Source organism: Paractinoplanes globisporus DSM 43857 (genome assembly GCF_000379645.1).
Classification (GTDB): domain Bacteria; phylum Actinomycetota; class Actinomycetes; order Mycobacteriales; family Micromonosporaceae; genus Actinoplanes; species Actinoplanes globisporus.
In genome coordinates this window covers 126,934-141,811 of record NZ_KB903311.1, presented here as the reverse complement: position 1 = coordinate 141,811, position 14,878 = coordinate 126,934, and the positions used below count along the sequence as shown (strand labels likewise).

Annotated in this window: 14 protein-coding genes; 9 read left to right on the top strand and 5 right to left on the bottom strand. The window is 70.7% G+C overall.

What is annotated here, in order from left to right; translation table 11 throughout:
* Positions 1-73: 73 nt before the first annotated feature.
* From A3CQ_RS57710 to A3CQ_RS54065, 7 genes are all read left to right on the top strand, one after another.
* Positions 74-1,501 carry an esterase/lipase family protein gene (locus A3CQ_RS57710; protein WP_157296331.1) on the top strand — a complete coding sequence of 476 codons (1,428 nt, stop codon included), beginning with the start codon at positions 74-76 and terminating at the stop codon, positions 1,499-1,501.
* Positions 1,502-1,506: 5 nt separating this feature from the next.
* Positions 1,507-3,498 (top strand): vWA-MoxR associated conflict system protein, encoded by a 1,992-nt coding sequence (locus A3CQ_RS0126485; protein WP_020513974.1) that lies wholly within the window; start codon positions 1,507-1,509, stop codon positions 3,496-3,498.
* Positions 3,491-4,456, top strand: coding sequence for an AAA family ATPase (locus A3CQ_RS0126480; RefSeq protein ID WP_020513973.1), 966 nt, complete (start codon positions 3,491-3,493; stop codon positions 4,454-4,456). Before A3CQ_RS0126485 ends, A3CQ_RS0126480 begins: the two co-directional genes overlap by 8 nt.
* Positions 4,453-7,224 (top strand): CHAT domain-containing protein, encoded by a 2,772-nt coding sequence (locus tag A3CQ_RS0126475; protein ID WP_026206227.1) that lies wholly within the window; start codon positions 4,453-4,455, stop codon positions 7,222-7,224. The genes A3CQ_RS0126480 and A3CQ_RS0126475 overlap by 4 nt, the downstream gene beginning before the upstream one ends.
* A gap of 329 nt (positions 7,225-7,553) precedes the next feature.
* The gene (locus tag A3CQ_RS63925; protein WP_020513971.1) at positions 7,554-7,673 is read left to right on the top strand and encodes an RICIN domain-containing protein; all 120 of its coding nucleotides are present in this window, start codon (positions 7,554-7,556) and stop codon (positions 7,671-7,673) included.
* Positions 7,674-7,732: 59 nt separating this feature from the next.
* A complete protein-coding gene (locus A3CQ_RS0126460) occupies positions 7,733-8,374 on the top strand; it encodes a hypothetical protein (RefSeq protein ID WP_020513970.1) in 642 nt (213 codons plus the stop codon).
* 96 nt (positions 8,375-8,470) lie between these two features.
* Positions 8,471-9,721: a glycoside hydrolase family 6 protein gene (locus tag A3CQ_RS54065; RefSeq protein ID WP_342663696.1), complete on the top strand. Its 1,251-nt coding sequence runs from the start codon at positions 8,471-8,473 to the stop codon at positions 9,719-9,721.
* Between the two features lie 57 nt (positions 9,722-9,778).
* On the opposite strand, the gene A3CQ_RS0126450 is transcribed toward A3CQ_RS54065, so the two are convergent.
* Entirely contained in the window at positions 9,779-10,168 is a 390-nt protein-coding gene (locus A3CQ_RS0126450) for a DUF805 domain-containing protein (RefSeq protein WP_020513968.1), read from the bottom strand.
* 59 nt (positions 10,169-10,227) lie between these two features.
* Entirely contained in the window at positions 10,228-10,719 is a 492-nt protein-coding gene (locus A3CQ_RS0126445) for a hypothetical protein (protein ID WP_157296329.1), read from the bottom strand.
* Positions 10,720-10,897: 178 nt separating this feature from the next.
* On the opposite strand from A3CQ_RS0126445, the gene A3CQ_RS54060 reads away from it, so the two are divergent.
* Positions 10,898-11,380 (top strand): hypothetical protein, encoded by a 483-nt coding sequence (locus tag A3CQ_RS54060; protein ID WP_020513966.1) that lies wholly within the window; start codon positions 10,898-10,900, stop codon positions 11,378-11,380.
* A gap of 8 nt (positions 11,381-11,388) precedes the next feature.
* Here the strand turns inward: A3CQ_RS54060 and A3CQ_RS0126435 are convergent, their stop codons facing one another.
* Together A3CQ_RS0126435 and A3CQ_RS0126430 are read right to left on the bottom strand one after the other, a co-directional pair.
* Entirely contained in the window at positions 11,389-12,138 is a 750-nt protein-coding gene (locus A3CQ_RS0126435; RefSeq protein ID WP_020513965.1) for a methyltransferase, read from the bottom strand.
* Between the two features lie 13 nt (positions 12,139-12,151).
* Positions 12,152-13,012 (bottom strand): oxidoreductase, encoded by an 861-nt coding sequence (locus A3CQ_RS0126430; protein WP_020513964.1) that lies wholly within the window; start codon positions 13,010-13,012, stop codon positions 12,152-12,154.
* Positions 13,013-13,062: 50 nt separating this feature from the next.
* Here A3CQ_RS0126430 and A3CQ_RS54055 point away from each other — a divergent pair, with 50 nt between their 5' ends.
* The gene (locus tag A3CQ_RS54055) at positions 13,063-13,944 is read left to right on the top strand and encodes an alpha/beta hydrolase (protein WP_157296327.1); all 882 of its coding nucleotides are present in this window, start codon (positions 13,063-13,065) and stop codon (positions 13,942-13,944) included.
* Here A3CQ_RS54055 and A3CQ_RS0126420 read toward each other — a convergent pair.
* Positions 13,919-14,674, bottom strand: coding sequence for a GntR family transcriptional regulator (locus tag A3CQ_RS0126420; RefSeq protein WP_084699223.1), 756 nt, complete (start codon positions 14,672-14,674; stop codon positions 13,919-13,921). The genes A3CQ_RS54055 and A3CQ_RS0126420 overlap by 26 nt on opposite strands.
* Between the last annotated feature and the right edge of the window lie 204 nt (positions 14,675-14,878).

Below are 14,878 nucleotides of genomic sequence, written 5' to 3'. Positions count from 1 at the left end.
CGGATCAACGGGCGATGAGCGGATTGTCCGGCGCCGCTAGCATGTGGACCGTCTACCGGTCGTGGAGGTGCCGATGCCCGACTACCGCGGTGCGGACGTGACGGACCTGGTGGTGGTGGTGCCGGGCATCCTCGGCAGCAGCCTCACCAAAGACGGCGCCGAGGTGTGGGGAACCGGGCTGCGCCGGTTGCTGACGAACGTGGCGACGTTCGGGCGAGTCGTCAAGAAAGGGCTGGCGATCCCGGCCGGCACGGATCCGGACGACCCGCGCGACGGCGTTCGGGCGTCCGGCCTGATCACCGGTTTCACGGTGATACCGGGCCTGCTGGGAACGGACTTCTACGACAGTCTCAAGAAGAACCTCCGCAAGGACCTCCAGCTGGCCGAGAAGCAACTTCAGGAGTTCGCGTACGACTGGCGGCTGTCCAGCCGGGTCAACGGGCCGCTCCTCGCGAAGTTCCTCGATGAGAAGCTCACCGCATACCAGAAGCAATCCGGCCGCAAGGACGCGCGGGCGATCCTGGTCTGTCACTCGATGGGCGGCCTCGTGGCGCGGTGGTGCGTCGAAAAGGCCGACGGCGCCCGCTTCGTCCGTACGATCGTGACCATAGGCACTCCGTACAAGGGATCGGTCCTGGCGCTGGATGCGGTCGCGAACGGGGTACGGATGCCGCGCAAGATCGGCGTCGACCTGACGGAGCTGGCCCGTACCCTTCCCGCGCTCTACGAGCTGCTGCCGACGTACCGATGTGTCGAGCTCGACGGGGCCGCGCCGAGAAACCTGGCTGACGACGACGTTCTCGCGCGGGTCGTCTCACTGTGCGAGGACGCGCCGTCCGACGTGGCCGACCGGATCCGGCGTGGACTCTCCCTGCATGACGATCTGGCGGCGGCCGTGACGGCGAGGGCCCGGCCGGCGTGCAAGCTGATCGCGTTCCGTGGCGCCGAGCAGCCCACGCTGCTGTCCGCCGTGGTGGACAAGAGGGGCTTGAAGGGTGTCGAGGAGATCGGCGGGGTTGTCCGGGGCGGCGACAGCGTGGTGCCGGACGACTCGGCAGTTCCGCCGGAGTGGGCCGAGACCGGCGCCGCGAAGCTCGCCGGCGGGAAGCACTCGTCGCTGCCGAACGGGAACCGCCTGCGCGAGGAGCTGCGGGTGGCGCTGCGGCACGCCGGGCGGCTGCTGGCCCCGCCGGCGCGGGTGTCCAGTCGGGCGCCCTGGGAAGCCAGGGCCGGAAAGCCGTTCGAGGTCGAGATCACCCCGCTCCCCGACGAGAACGGCGACCTCCCCAATCTCGACGTCCAGGTCACTGTGGACTCCCTCGAGACCGCTCGCGGCGCTTCGCGGTTCCACTATCGCGCCAGACAGGCCGGCGCCATCCACCGCGCGACGGTCGACGGGCTACCCCCTGGTCTGTACCGTCTGCTGGTGGAACGGGCAAGTGCGCGAGCCCGCGTCATAGACGATCTCGCCGATTCGCTCGTGGTGTTCGAGGACGACTGAGGCGCATGGGCGGCCGGACCTTATTCATCCCGATCGGCGTCGTCGGCGGTGACACCCCGCTGAGCGACATCGAGTCGCTTGCCGCGTACGTCCGCGAGAACTTCCCGGACGCCGACGTCGGGCAGGCGATCGACCGGGACGCGAGCGGCTGGGACCGCGCCGCCGTCCGGGCGATCCTCAAGGACGGCCTGCTGCGCGCGGGTCCCGACGACCTGGTGATCGTCTACTGGACCGGTCACGGCCTGCCGGCTCAGGGCAGCCATCGGCTCCAGCTGGCCGACGGCGACGCCCTGATGACCCGCGAGCTGGCGACCTGGCTGCTGGCCAGCCCGGCGCGGCACGTCGTGTGCATCCTGGACTGCTGCTGGTCCGGCGACGGCATGGGCGAGCTGGTCGACGAGGCGGACGAGATCCGCAAGCAGTCGGCACCGGCCGAGCGGGAGATACAGACCGCCACCGTGATCGTGTCCGCGCGGTCGGAGCCCGCCATGGCGGGCGCGTTCGTCGCCGCGATGATGGCGGCCCTGACCGACGGACCCGGCCCGGTGGACGCCGAGCACCGCTGGGACCAGCGCACCGACCGGATCACCCCGGCCCAGCTCGTCGCGGCGATCAACGCGCGCCTGTACGACGACGGGCTCGATCAGCACGCGTTCCACCGCGAGCTCCGGCCGTCCGACGCCGGGCGGTTCTTCCCGTCGATCTGGCACGCGCGCCTGCGCGAAGCGGACGGGCGGGAGGTCGACGCGCGCTCCCGGGCCCGCGGCTGGGCCGAGGAACAGTTCGCGGCGCTGGGCGTGGCCCCGCCCGCCGCCTGGACCGCGCAGGCCCTGGTCGGCCATCGTGATCTCGTGGCCGGCTCGGCCGAACTGGCCGCCGAGGACAGAGAATTCCTGGCAGGCGTCCTGGACACCTTGGTACTCGCCCTCTCCGCCGAGTCCCTCGCCCATGCGTTGATCAAGAAGACGGCTTTCACGGAGGACGCGCTCCGCTCGGCCCTGCGCACGGCGACCCGGCGGTTCGACGTCCCGCCCCTGACACGGCAGTTCGACCTGTTCCACGACGCCGCCACGCGACGCGGCCGGACCTACCCCGTGACTCCCGGGGAAGCGATGGTGCGATTTGTGGCTCGCCTCGCGTACGCGTGCGGCGCGAACCCCGAGGACCGCGCGCTGTACGATTGGGCCGACGCCCGGAACCTGCAGGCGCACCAGGTCAATCGGATCCTCGGCATGGCCCGGGAGAACGCGCCGGTCCGCCGGCTGGTCGTCGACCTGCGCGCCCCGCGGACCCCCGAGAACGAGTTCCCGGGCTCGGCGTCGGCGCAGACCTTCGAGGGGGCCGTGCCGGTCGGTGAGCGCGCCGAGGTCGAGATCCGGCCGCGGACCGCGGACGGCGCCCGGGCGGCGATCGCGGAGCTGGTACGCCGGAACCTGCCGGCCAGGTTCGACCTCGTCGACGTGGTGGTGCCGGACGAGCTGATCCTGATCGACCCCGGAACCGCCGAGCTCCCCGTGCCGCGCCGGAGGGCCGAACTGGGCTCCCGGTTCCCGGTCTCGGTGCGCCACGGTGGACGCCTCGACCCGGCGACGGACTGGGACCAGGTCATCGGGGACTACAACCGGTTGATCGCCGAGCAACCGTGCCCGCTGCGGTGGATCGGCGCTGGGGAGACCTGCGACGACCTCATCGACGAGCTGGCGAGCCGGCCGGAGGTGGTGGTGTTCGAGTCGGTTCCGGACCAGTCGTCGACGGAGGCGCTGATCGACTCGGTGTACGGCTCGCCGATCGTGCTCTGGCCCGCCTCGCGGCTCGACGCGTCGCCGGCGCTGAAGGAGCTGGTCGACCGGCACTGGCCCGCGCTCAAGGGCCATGTCGCCGAGGCCCGCTGGAGCGCGTCGGGCACGCCGGACGACGAGCAGCTACGCCGGCTCCGCATGGTCTGGGAGGACATGGAGTGGCTGGAGCTGGCCCGGACTTGGGAGAACTATGGCTGAGCAGGACGCGGACGGCGCGGCGACCACGTGGCGGGTCTTCACCGGGGACGGTGAGCCGAAGACCGGGTACCGCCTGCCCCCGCCACCGCGATGGCGGACGTTCCCGATCCCCGAGGCGAAGACGAAACCGGCGGTTGTCTACAAGGCCTATCCGAGGCTCGTGAACGCGATCAACCTCGCGATTACCCTGCGCCGACCCCTGTTGCTGACCGGCCCGGCCGGCGTCGGCAAGTCCACCGTGGCCGAGGCGATCGCGCGCGAGCTCGCGCTGGACGACGTCCTCCGGTGGAACGTCACCTCGCGCAGCACCCTCGAGGAGGGCCTCTACCGGTACGACGCGCTGGGCCGGCTGCAGCACGTCCAGCGCACCAGGGAGGATGCCCTGCAGAAGTTCCTGCGCCTGGGCCCGCTCGGCACCGCGCTCAGCTCGCCCGGGCAGCGGGTGCTGCTCATCGACGAGCTCGACAAGAGCGACATCGACCTCCCCGGCGACCTGCTCAACGTGCTCGAACGCGGCGAGTTCGAGATCGAGGAGCTGGCCCGGCACGACACCTCGCCGATGAGCATCCGGCCGGCCGACGAGAGCGCGACCGTGGAGATCGAGCAGGGGCGCGTCGCCTGTTCCGTGTTCCCGATCATCGTGATCACGAGCAATGGCGAGCGGGAGTTCCCGCCGGCCTTCCTGCGGCGATGCATCCGGGAGAAGGTCGAGATCCCCGACGCCGAGCGGCTCAAGGACATCGTCGCCGCACACCTCGGCGACGACCTGGCCGGCCAGGCGGCGGCGCTCATCACCGACTTCGCGACCAAGATCGGGTCGCCGGACCGACCGGCGGCGCTCGCGATCGACCAGCTCCTCAACACCGTCCTGATGATGACCCGTGAGGACGCGCCGACCGACGGCAAGGAGCGCGAGCAGATCATCGGGCTCCTGCAGAGAGAGCTGCGGGAGAGTTGACTGACCTGACCGCGCTCGTCCGGGGCCTGCTGGCCGCGGGCGTCGCACCGGAGGACCTCGATGTCGAGGTCCTCCGCGACGCGCTCTGGATGGCGACGGTCGTCGCCCGCGAGGTGGCGCCCCCGCCGGCCCCGGCGGCGGCCGGGCCGCCCGCCGCCGTGGGTCCGGGCGAGCCCCGCCCGGGGCCGACGCCGGAGCCGGTCGAGGAAGACGACGGTCCGCCGGAAGACACCGAGACGGTCGGCATTCACCTGGAGCTGGGGGCCGGCGAGAAGCCGCGCGAGGGACGGCCGGCATACCCGGTGCGGATCGACGCTCCGGCGCCCCTGCCGAGCGCGCTCGCGCTCACCCGGTCGCTGCGCCCGTTCCGGCGGGCCCGGCGCACCGGCCGGCGGGCCGTCCTGGACGCCGAGCGAACCGTCCGGGCGACGGTCGAGGCGGGCGGCCTGCTCCAACCGGTGATGCGCTCGATACCCGAGCCCCGCTTCGCCGCGCACCTGGTCGTCGACGACGCCGCCTCGATGACCGCCTGGAACGGCCCGCTGCGGGAGTTCGCCGATGTGCTGCGGCGTGCCAACGTCTTCACGACCGTCGAGCGCTGGCGCCTCGTCGCGGGACAGGCCGGGCCGGCGCTGGTCCCGGCCGAGGGCCGCCGGCCGATCGAGGTTCCCTGGCTGCGGATGAGCCGTGACGATGTCGTGCTGCTCGCCACCGACGCCCGCGACGAGCGGTGGCGCTCCGACGAGTGGTGGCAGACGGTGTGGACCTGGGCGCACCGCTCATCGATCGCCCTGCTCAACCCGCTCCCGCCGCGCTGGTGGACGCGCACGGCCCTGCCGCCGGACACGGTGCGGATCCACACCCGCGCGGCGGCCCGGCCCAACATCGCGCTGACGGCGCGAGCCCCGCGCCGGCCGCGGGCCGGCCACGACGGCAAGACCGTTCCGCTGCCGGTGCTGACCCTCGCGGCCGGCGATTTCCAGGCGTGGAGCCAGATGGTCGCGAGTGCCCACCCGGACGGCTGTCTAGGCGTGCTGCTGTCGCGGGACCAGCCAGGTCACCCACCGGCGCGCGGCGCGACCGGCGCCGACGCCGTCGCGGGATTCCGGCGGCTGGCCGGGCGGTCCGCCTGGCGGCTCGCTGTCCTCCTGTCGGCGAGCGAGGCGCACACGTACGAGACGATGCGCATCATCCAGGTCGACCTGATGCCGCGGAGCTCGGCCGCCGACCTCGCCGAGGTGCTCGCCGGCGGCCTGCTGAACGCCGTGCCGAACGGCACCGCCACGATCTTCCAGTTCGACCCCGATGCCCGCGCCGAGCTGCACGGGGATCTGCTGGCGTACGATGCCTTCCGCGTGTTCCAGGCCCTGCGCGACCGGCTCGAGCAGCAGGCCGGGACGAACGCGGTCCGCGCCCTCATCGAGGACCCGGACGCCACCGCCGGCCTCCCCGCCGGCCTGCGCGACCTGGCAGCGGCCTCGGTCAGCGCGCTGTCCAGCTCCGGCTACACCATCTCGGCAGAGCGGAGAACCCGATCGGCCGGCTCACCAAGGCCTGACGAGTCCCCGTACTTGTCGGTTTTGGATCCCATACAAGCGCAAATGCTGTCCTCGCCCAGCCAGCTCCAGCTGACGGTGCTGCGTAGCCCGATGAAGGACGACCAATACGAGTACACGCTGATCCTGCTGACGCCCACCAGTGACCAGTACGTGGGCATCAATGTGCAGGCCACCTCGAGGATCGTCCGGCACAATCACGAGCGGCTGGTCAGCGAGGTCGAGCGGGCCGGGCGGCACGGCTACCGGATGCTGCGCAGCGAGGCGGAACCGACGTCCGACGAGGACCAGATGGTCCGGCTGCGCGACATGGGCCGCATCCTGTACCGGCTGGTCATTCCCACGGCGATGCGGGAGGTGATCGAGCGGCACCCCACCGCGCCGCTCGTCGTGATCACCAATGACCGGGCGCTGGCCTGGGAGCTGATGGTCGGCGACGACTTCGTGGCGCTGCAGCGGCCGCTGGCCCGGATGCCGATCGGGCGCTCCGGTCCCCGTCGCAGCTTGGCGGCCGAGCCGGCCGTCCGCCGCCGGCGGGTCGCCCTGGTGGGTTCGGCCGGCGAGGAGAGCCACCTGCCGGCCGTCGAGCGGGAGATCCGGCCCGTCGCCGATCGGCTCGCCACAGCCTGGCACGACGAGGTGGACGTCGACATCCTGCTGACCGGGTCGGCCCGGCCGGCCGACGGGGACAACTTCGACCGGGTGCTGATCGCCGGCGACTACGACATCATCCATTACGTCGGATACCTGCCCGACCAGAGTGGACTGTCGCTCGACGGCGGCGAGTCCTGCTCGGCCGAGAGGATTCAGCGCCTGGTCTCGGGTGCGCCGCTGGTCTTCCTGAACGTCAGCGAGGCCGCACGGCTCGACGAGGACGCGCCGCCGGCGGGGGAGGGTGCGTTCCAGGGGGATCCTCGCGAGGGACTGGCGAGCGCCTTCCTCTACGGAGGAGCGCTGGCCTGCATCGGCAACTCCTGGCCGGTGCCCGACGCGATCGCCGCCCACTTCGCGGTCGCCTTCTATTCGCACGCGCTCGAGGGCCTGCCGCTGGGGGAGGCGATGCGCCTGGCCCGCCGGTCGGTGGCCAAACGGTACCCGCAGGATCCGAGCTGGGCGTCGTTCGTCTTCTACGGCGACCCCAGATTCACCCTCGGCCAATTGGACAATCCGCCGCCACGTACTGCGTCCAACCCAGTTCGAACGGGAACCTAAACAGGTTTGAATGGCTCCGCAAACGGAAGAACGGACCTTCAGTCACCCTGGGTGCATTCGGAAGATGCTGGTGAAGGCGCCGGCGGACAAGGTCTTCCGGTACATCCTCCTCATCCGCAACGCCGTCGTGGAGCCATACGTCCCAGCGGACCGAGGCCGTTGGCCGCCATCGGCCGAGCCTCCGAGGCGGTCACCGTCGTCAAGAACAACGCTCGCCCGGAGGGAGCTGACCATTGCGGCGATTGAGATGATCGGTGCGGCGATGGCCGCTGGACGGGCGCCGGTCTGACGGAAACAGCTCCAGTGGCGGTGCGGGATGCCTACACTCGATGTCCAACCCCACCACGGGGCGCTGCATCGACGCACCCTCCGGCGCCACGGCCAACGGCACCCGCTTGCAGATCTGGGACTGCAACGGCTCCGGCGCTCAGAAGTTCGCCCTGGCCTGACCGGTGAGAGCCGGCCGCGCTGACGTGAGGTCGGCGCGGCCGGCTCTAGGCTGACCCGGGTGGATGCTCTCGACATCATCGGCTGGGCCGGTTCGGCGCTGCTCGTCTGGTCCCTGCTGCAGAATCGGCTGCTGCGGCTGCGGGCTCTCAACCTGCTCGGCTGTTTCGTGCTCATCGGGTACAACTGGGCCGTCGGTGTCTGGCCCATGGTCGGGCTCAACGTCGTCCTGGCCGGAATCAACATCTGGTATCTGACGCGGATGCTGGCGACCCGGCACGACGACCGGGCCTACCAGGTCGTGGAGGTCCGCACCGACGACGCGTTGCTCGCGCACATCCTGCGGACGCATGAAGGCGACATCGCGCGGTTCAACCCCGGCTTCTCCACGCGGGATCTCGGTCGCCCGGACGGCGCCGCGTTCCTGGTGGTCAACGGCGACGAGGTGGTCGGCGTGGTGGTGTTCCACGTGGCCGGCGCCGGGGTCGCGCAGGTGGAGCTCGACTACGTCACCGAGCGGTACCGCGATTTCACCCCGGGCGAGTTCGTCTTCCGGCACAGCCGGTACTTCATCGATCGCGGCTGCCATACGGTGATCACGCCGCCGGGCATGCGGGCGCCCTACTACGGCCGGCTGGGCTTCCGCCGCGACGGCGACACGTACGTGCTGGAGCTGGCCGGCTCCGGCGGGGCCGGCGCGTAAGTCAGCGCCATCGACCGATTGACTTGGAGGGGCGGGCCCCCGAGGCTCGATCCAGGATGGGAACGCTCCCAACGTCCATTCGATCAGGAGTCCGACGTGGCCTTATCCCTTCACTTACGGCGAGCGGGCACCGGGCTCGCCGCCGCCGTCGCCTTGACCCTGGCCTTCGGGCCCTCACCCGCGGCCGCCGCGATCCCGGACGGCACCCGGTTCTACACACCGCGGCCCGATCCCGGGGCCGTCAAACAGATCGCCCAGCTCAACGCGGCCGGCCAGCGTGGACTGGCTCGCAAGATCAGCACGATGATCGAGACCCCGCAGGCCGTCTGGGTCACCGGCGGCTCCGGCCGCTCGCTGACAAAGTCCATCAAGGCCGAGGCGCGGCGGGCGGCGTCGAAGAGGACGATGCCGGTCTTCGTCGCCTACAACATCCCGTTCCGTGACTGCTCGCAGTACTCCGCGGGCGGCGCCACCTCGGTCGCCGAGTACGAGGCGTGGATCGACGCGTTCGCCGCCGGCATCGGCGGTCAGCCGGCGGCCGTCATGCTCGAACCGGACGGACTGGGGATCATCCCCTGGTACACCAGCATCAACGGCAGCCAGGAGTGGTGCCAGCCGGCCGAAGCGGATCCGGCCACCGCCGCCTCCGACCGGTTCGCGATGCTCAACTACGCGGTGGACAAGCTGGCCGCCCTGCCGCATACGAGCGTCTATCTCGACGGCACGCACAGCGCCTGGCTCGGCTCCGGTGACATCGCCGATCGCCTGGTCAAGGCCGGCGTACGGAAGGCCGATGGTTTCTTCGTCAATGTGTCCAACTACGAGACCACCGAGCGCCAGCTGAAGTACGGCAACTGGATCTCGAAGTGCATCTACTACGGCACCCAGGGATCGGCCGACAACCGCGGCCACTTCGAACGATGCGCCAGCCAGTACTACCCGGCGAGCCCGGGCGACTTCAGCACCTGGGCGCTCAGCGACGCGTGGTACGACGCCAACGTCGGCAACGTCTCGCCGCACCGGCTGGCCCATTTCGTGGTGGACACCAGCCGCAACGGCCAGGGCCCGTGGGCGGCGCCCGCCGGCGTCACCTGGCCCGACCCGCAGACCTGGTGCAACCCGCCGGACCGGGGTCTGGGTCTGCGCCCGACCACGAGGACCGGCGACCCGCTGGCCGACGCCTTCCTGTGGGTCAAGACTCCCGGCCAGTCCGACGGCCAGTGTGACCGTGGCACCGGCACGGGCCTCGACCCGGCCCGCGGCAACACCGCCGACCCGGCCGCCGGAGCCTGGTTCCCGCAGCAGGCCGTGGAACTCGTCAGCTTGGCGAACCCGCCCCTGCACTGACCGGCCGACCCGGTGCACCACCCGACGGCTGGGTGGTGCACCGGTCGCGATCGGCCGTCAGTACGGCGAGCCGACGGCCTTGGGGTTCGGGCCGTGCTGGTTCGCCGCCTGGCTGTCCTGCAGGAAGAAGACGAGCAGGATGATCCAGCCGACGATCGGGACGAGGCCGATGAGCAGCCACCAGCCGGAGCGGCCGGTGTCGTGCAGGCGCCTCGCGCCCACGGCCAGCGTGGGAAGAAGCAGGGCCAGCTGAAGCAGGCTCTGGATGGGTCCGGTGCTGCCGTACGCCCAGCCCCGGAAACCGAAAATCGCGTCAAGAATGCCACCGACGATGCTGACGATCGCCGAGAACAAAACGAAGAACCAGTACTCCGAACGGCGTGCACGGCCATGGAAATCCGCGTACTTCCGCTGGAGGCAGGTCCGGACGGCGTCCTGGAACGACATGAGTTACCTTCCCGAAGATGTCGACGGGTTGATTGCCGTCGATCCTAGGGGTGTTCCGGTCAGTTGATGGTCAGGCTGACGAACGCATTTCCGACGCCCTTGCATTGATTGCCGGTGCCGTCGTCGTGCGAGTAATAGCCGTTGTCGGAGTAATTGTCGTCCTCGTACCCCAGCAGCAGCGAGCCGCCGCCGGCCGGGAGCACGAACGTCTGGCCGACCAGGAACCGGATCTCCGTGAGGCCGTTGGTGATGCCCGGCAGGTACATGGTGCCGTGGTAGAGGCCGTTGTCCGAGCTCGGGTCGACGTACCGCTTCCAGGTCTTGCCGTGGCCCCCGGTCTGCACGCAGCCGCCGGCGCTGACCGTCACCCTGTCGCCCGGGTTGAACTGGATGTTGTACTGCGCCTGGGACTGGGTGACGATCGGCTCGTTCACGTTGCAGACGCGAGTGGTGGACCCGACGAAGAAACAGCCGACGACCAGCGACTGCGGCGCCACGGCACTCGCGGCGGCTGGTGCCGCCATTCCACCCGCGGCAAGCAGCCCCGCCACGACCAAACACATTGCGAAAACACCACGCCAGATCCCGGTACGCATGTTTGTCCCCCCCTGTCGACACAGCGATGAGGATCAGGGTGGCGCCCACCCCTGACGCGGTGCTGAAGCGAGGCTGAAGTGCGCGGTCGGGTCGACGACAGCCGTCGCCGCGGATGTCGGTCACGGTTCAGGCATGTCAGTTCAATGGAGTTCACTGGCCACGGTCATCGGCGGGACGCTCGCGGCCCTGGTCGGTGGCGTCCTCGGCGGAGTCATCTCGCGCCGGCACGAGTCCGGCCGGTGGAGCCGCGATCGGCGAATGGAAGCCTATGCCGACCTGATCCGCAGCTACGCCGACGTCTACAACCAGATCGCCGACCTGGACGACCAGGGCCGCCGCGGCAAGCCGGACTGGGCGGACTGGACGCGCTGCCTGGCCGTGGTCTACATGGTGGCCGAGACCGGCGTCGCCCGTCAGGCCCGTCAGATCGACATAGCGTTTTACGACCTGACCATCAACGCCGGCGACCGGCGCATCGCCCGCCCGGACTGGGTCGCGCTCAGGAACGCGCTGGAGCGGGAAGTACTCGCCTTCGTCAACATCGCCCGCAATGAGCTGGGTGCTCTCGGACCCGCGTTGCCGGCGCTGTGGGGGAGGCCGAACGATCAGGCCTGATCACATCGTCAGAGGACGTACGGGATCAGGGCGCGCCGCTCGGCCGGGTAGTCGGGGAACTGCTGGTGGTACCAGGCGTGGTGGTCGATGGCCCGGGGCGCGAGATTGGCCGCGGTGTAGAGCGCGAAGGCGAGGCCGGCGGGCGACCAGGTGGCGATCGCCCAGCCGGTCCATTCGACTATCTCGCCGAGGTAGTTCGGGCACGACACCCAGCGGTACGCGCCGCCGTACGGAATCTGATAGCCGTTGCTCGTGGAGGCCCGCAGCCGTCGGAGTTTGCGGTCGGCCCAGACGTGCAGCGTCAGGCCGCCGGCGAAGAGCGCCGCACCGACCAGGAACCGCGGGTCGGCCAGCCAACTGACCGGGTACCGCCCGATCCAGCCGACCCAGTAGGCGTTGACGGAGGCGTTGAGGACGTTGAACGCGATGGCGAGCAGGACCACCACGACCGGCATGCGTCTTCCGCCGCGCAGCAGGAACGGGTAGATGAAGGCGCGGTACAGGTAGTGGCTCTGCCACATGGCGAGCAGCACCAGCGCCACCAGGTCGGCCCGCCTGGGGCCGGACAAGAAGAGGATCGCGAACAACAGCGGCGAGACGCTCTCCATGACCAGCCAGCCGGCCCGGGCCGGGACGGTGACGCCCCATCCCTCGCGGAGGTGGCGACCGTACGGCGCCGTTATGAAGCGCAGCGCGACGAAGGTGACCACGGCGAGCGCGATCTCCAGGAGCACCAGCAGGCGGTACCAATTCGGCACCAGCGGAGTCTAGTCACGCGCCCGCGGAGCGTTTGGCGCGACGGGCGGCGATGGTGGCCAGAGCGGTGAACAGTCCGATCACCAGCCGGTCGTAGGCGCGGTCGGGCAGGAGCCAGCGAGCGACCAATGCCGCCTTCGCGCCGCGCCCGACCGCGTAGCGAGCACGCGGCCGCCGAGCCGTCGCGGCCCGGCCGATCGTCCGCGCCGCGACGGAGGGGGACGAGAGGACCCCGGCATCCGACGTCAGCGTCAGCGCGTACCGCCGGGCGTAGTCGGCATAGGCGCCGTCGCCGGAGATGGCGAGCAGCCGTTCGCCGGCGGCCGCGGGGAACTCGGTCTCGATGCCGCCGGGCCGGATGATGACCACGTCGATGCCCAGCGGTTCGAGCTCGACCCGCAGGCAGTCGCTGAGGCCCTCCAGCGCGTACTTCGTCGAGTGGTACCACCCGGCCAGCGGCTCGTACATCCGCGCGCCGACCGAGGAGACGTTGATGATGCGCCCGGAGCCCTGCGCCCGCAGATGCGGCAGCACGAGCTGACACAGCCGCGCCGCGCCGAAGACGTTGACCTCGAACTGCCGCCTGGCCTCGTCCAGCGACACGTCCTCGACCGCGCCGAACGATCCGTATCCGGCGTTGTTCACCAGCACGTCGATGCGGCCCGACTCCGTCATCACCCGGTCGACCAGCGCCACCAGGTCGGCCTCGCTGGTGACGTCGGCCCGGACGGTGTGGATGCCGAGCGTGGCGAGCGGTGCCATCCGGTCCAGCCGGCGGGCGACCGCGTACACGCGGAAACCCCGCTCGTGCAGCAGGCGGCTGGTGGCCGCGCCGATCCCTGCCGACGCGCCGGTGACGATCGCGACCCTGGCCATATAGCTACCCTTCGTCGGTCGGATCGTACGGAGAGCGGGAGGCTGTGGCGATGACTCGGGTTGATGCGGCGTTGCGCCCGTTGCTGGACGGCGACGGCGTCTCGCCCATCGCCGACATCGCCGCCGCACGCGTCCAGCGCCGGAGGGCCTCGCTGGATCGGGCGGGCGTCGCCCCGGCCGTACGCGAGGTCGTCGAGGTGCCCGAGGCCCGGCTGCGGCTGTACGAGCCGATGGACCGGACGGCGACGGGCGCGCTGGTGGTCGTCCACGGCGGCGGCTGGGTCTGGGGCGGCATCGACGAGGTGGACGTCCTCGCTCGCACGCTGGCCAACGCGACGGGCCGGCTGACGGCCTCGGCCGGCTACCGGCTGGCTCCCGAGCATCCCTACCCGGCGCCGCTGGAGGACGTGACCGCCGCCGTCGCCTGGCTGACGGAGAACACGGGCGTGGACCCGGGCGACGTGGTGCTGCTCGGGCTGAGCGCGGGCGGCACCCTGGCGCTCGCCGCGAGCGCCCGGTTCCGCGGGACCCCACTCGCCGTACGGGCTCAGGTTTTGGTCTATCCCATGCTCGATCCCTCGTTGTCCTCGGCGTCGGCCGGCCGCTACGCCACGATCGCGCCGCTGAGCCGCCCGCGCGCGGCCTGGTTCTGGAGTCAGTACGCGCCGGCCGGACCGCACGCCGCCCCCATGCTCGGGGACCCGGAAGGCTTGCCGCCGACCTATGTGGTGCTGGCCGGGGTGGATGTTCTGCACGACGAGGGAGTGGCGTACGCCGACCGGCTGCGCTCGGCCGGAGTGCCGGTCGCCGTGAAGGTCTGGCCGGGCGCGGTACACGGTTTCCTGAACATGGCGGGGCTCGCGCCCGAACTGTGCGCGGCCGCGGTGAACGACATCGCCGGCTGGATCAGAACCGGAACAGCGAAGCCTTGAAGCGGTACGCGTTGCCCCGGTAGACCTGCTTGCCGATGTCGAAGCACCGTTCGTTCTGGTCGTAGGTCATCTGGTAGCCGACCAGGACCGGGCTGCCCTGCGGGATGCCCAGGAACCCGCTGACCGTGCGATCGGCCGGCTCGGCCAGCAGCTCGTAGTCGCACCGCATGCCGATGATGTCGTACCGCTCGCGCAGGACCGTGTACAGCGACTGGTCGGTCAGGTCCATCGAGGCCAGGCCCGGGACGCGTGCCTCGGGGACGGACGAGTACTCGACGCTGGTCGGCACGGCGTCGAGGTACCGGACCCGGACGATGTCGACCACCTGCTGGGCGGTGTCGATCCCGAGCGATTCCGCCTCGGCCAGCGTCGGCAGCCGGAGACCGACGCGGACGATGCGGGCGGTGGCCTCGAGCCCGAGCTCCTGGGCGATCTCGGTGAAGCCGCGCAACCGGTTGGGCTCGTGCACGATCTGCTGCTCGGCCACGAACCACCCGCGATAGGGGGAGGGCTGGATGCGGCCGGCGTCGGCGAGCGCACTCAGCACCTGGCGCAGCGTGGCCCGGCTGACCCCGAGCTGGGTGGCGAGCGCGCGCTCGCCGGGCAAACGCTCCCCGGCGGGGAACTTTCCGCCGTTCAGAGCGTCTTGCAAGATCCGGTACGCCTCGACGGCGGGATTGCGGCCCTCGACGCGGGCCACGTTCACCGGGAGATCGACTGCTTTCACCACGATGGCCGTCCGGGCAGGTCAATCGCCGTTCGCATGCCAGCACCTTAACCGATCAAATGCTTGACAGTCATACCCTCGCGCCGTTAACTGGTTCACTATCTAGACCAGTTCTGCTCGATCCGACCTCACCTCGACGGGCGCCCCCGGCGTCCCGTTGTCGCGCGCCGTTCTCCGCCCAGGAGTCGGGGACCGCTCCTTGTGACT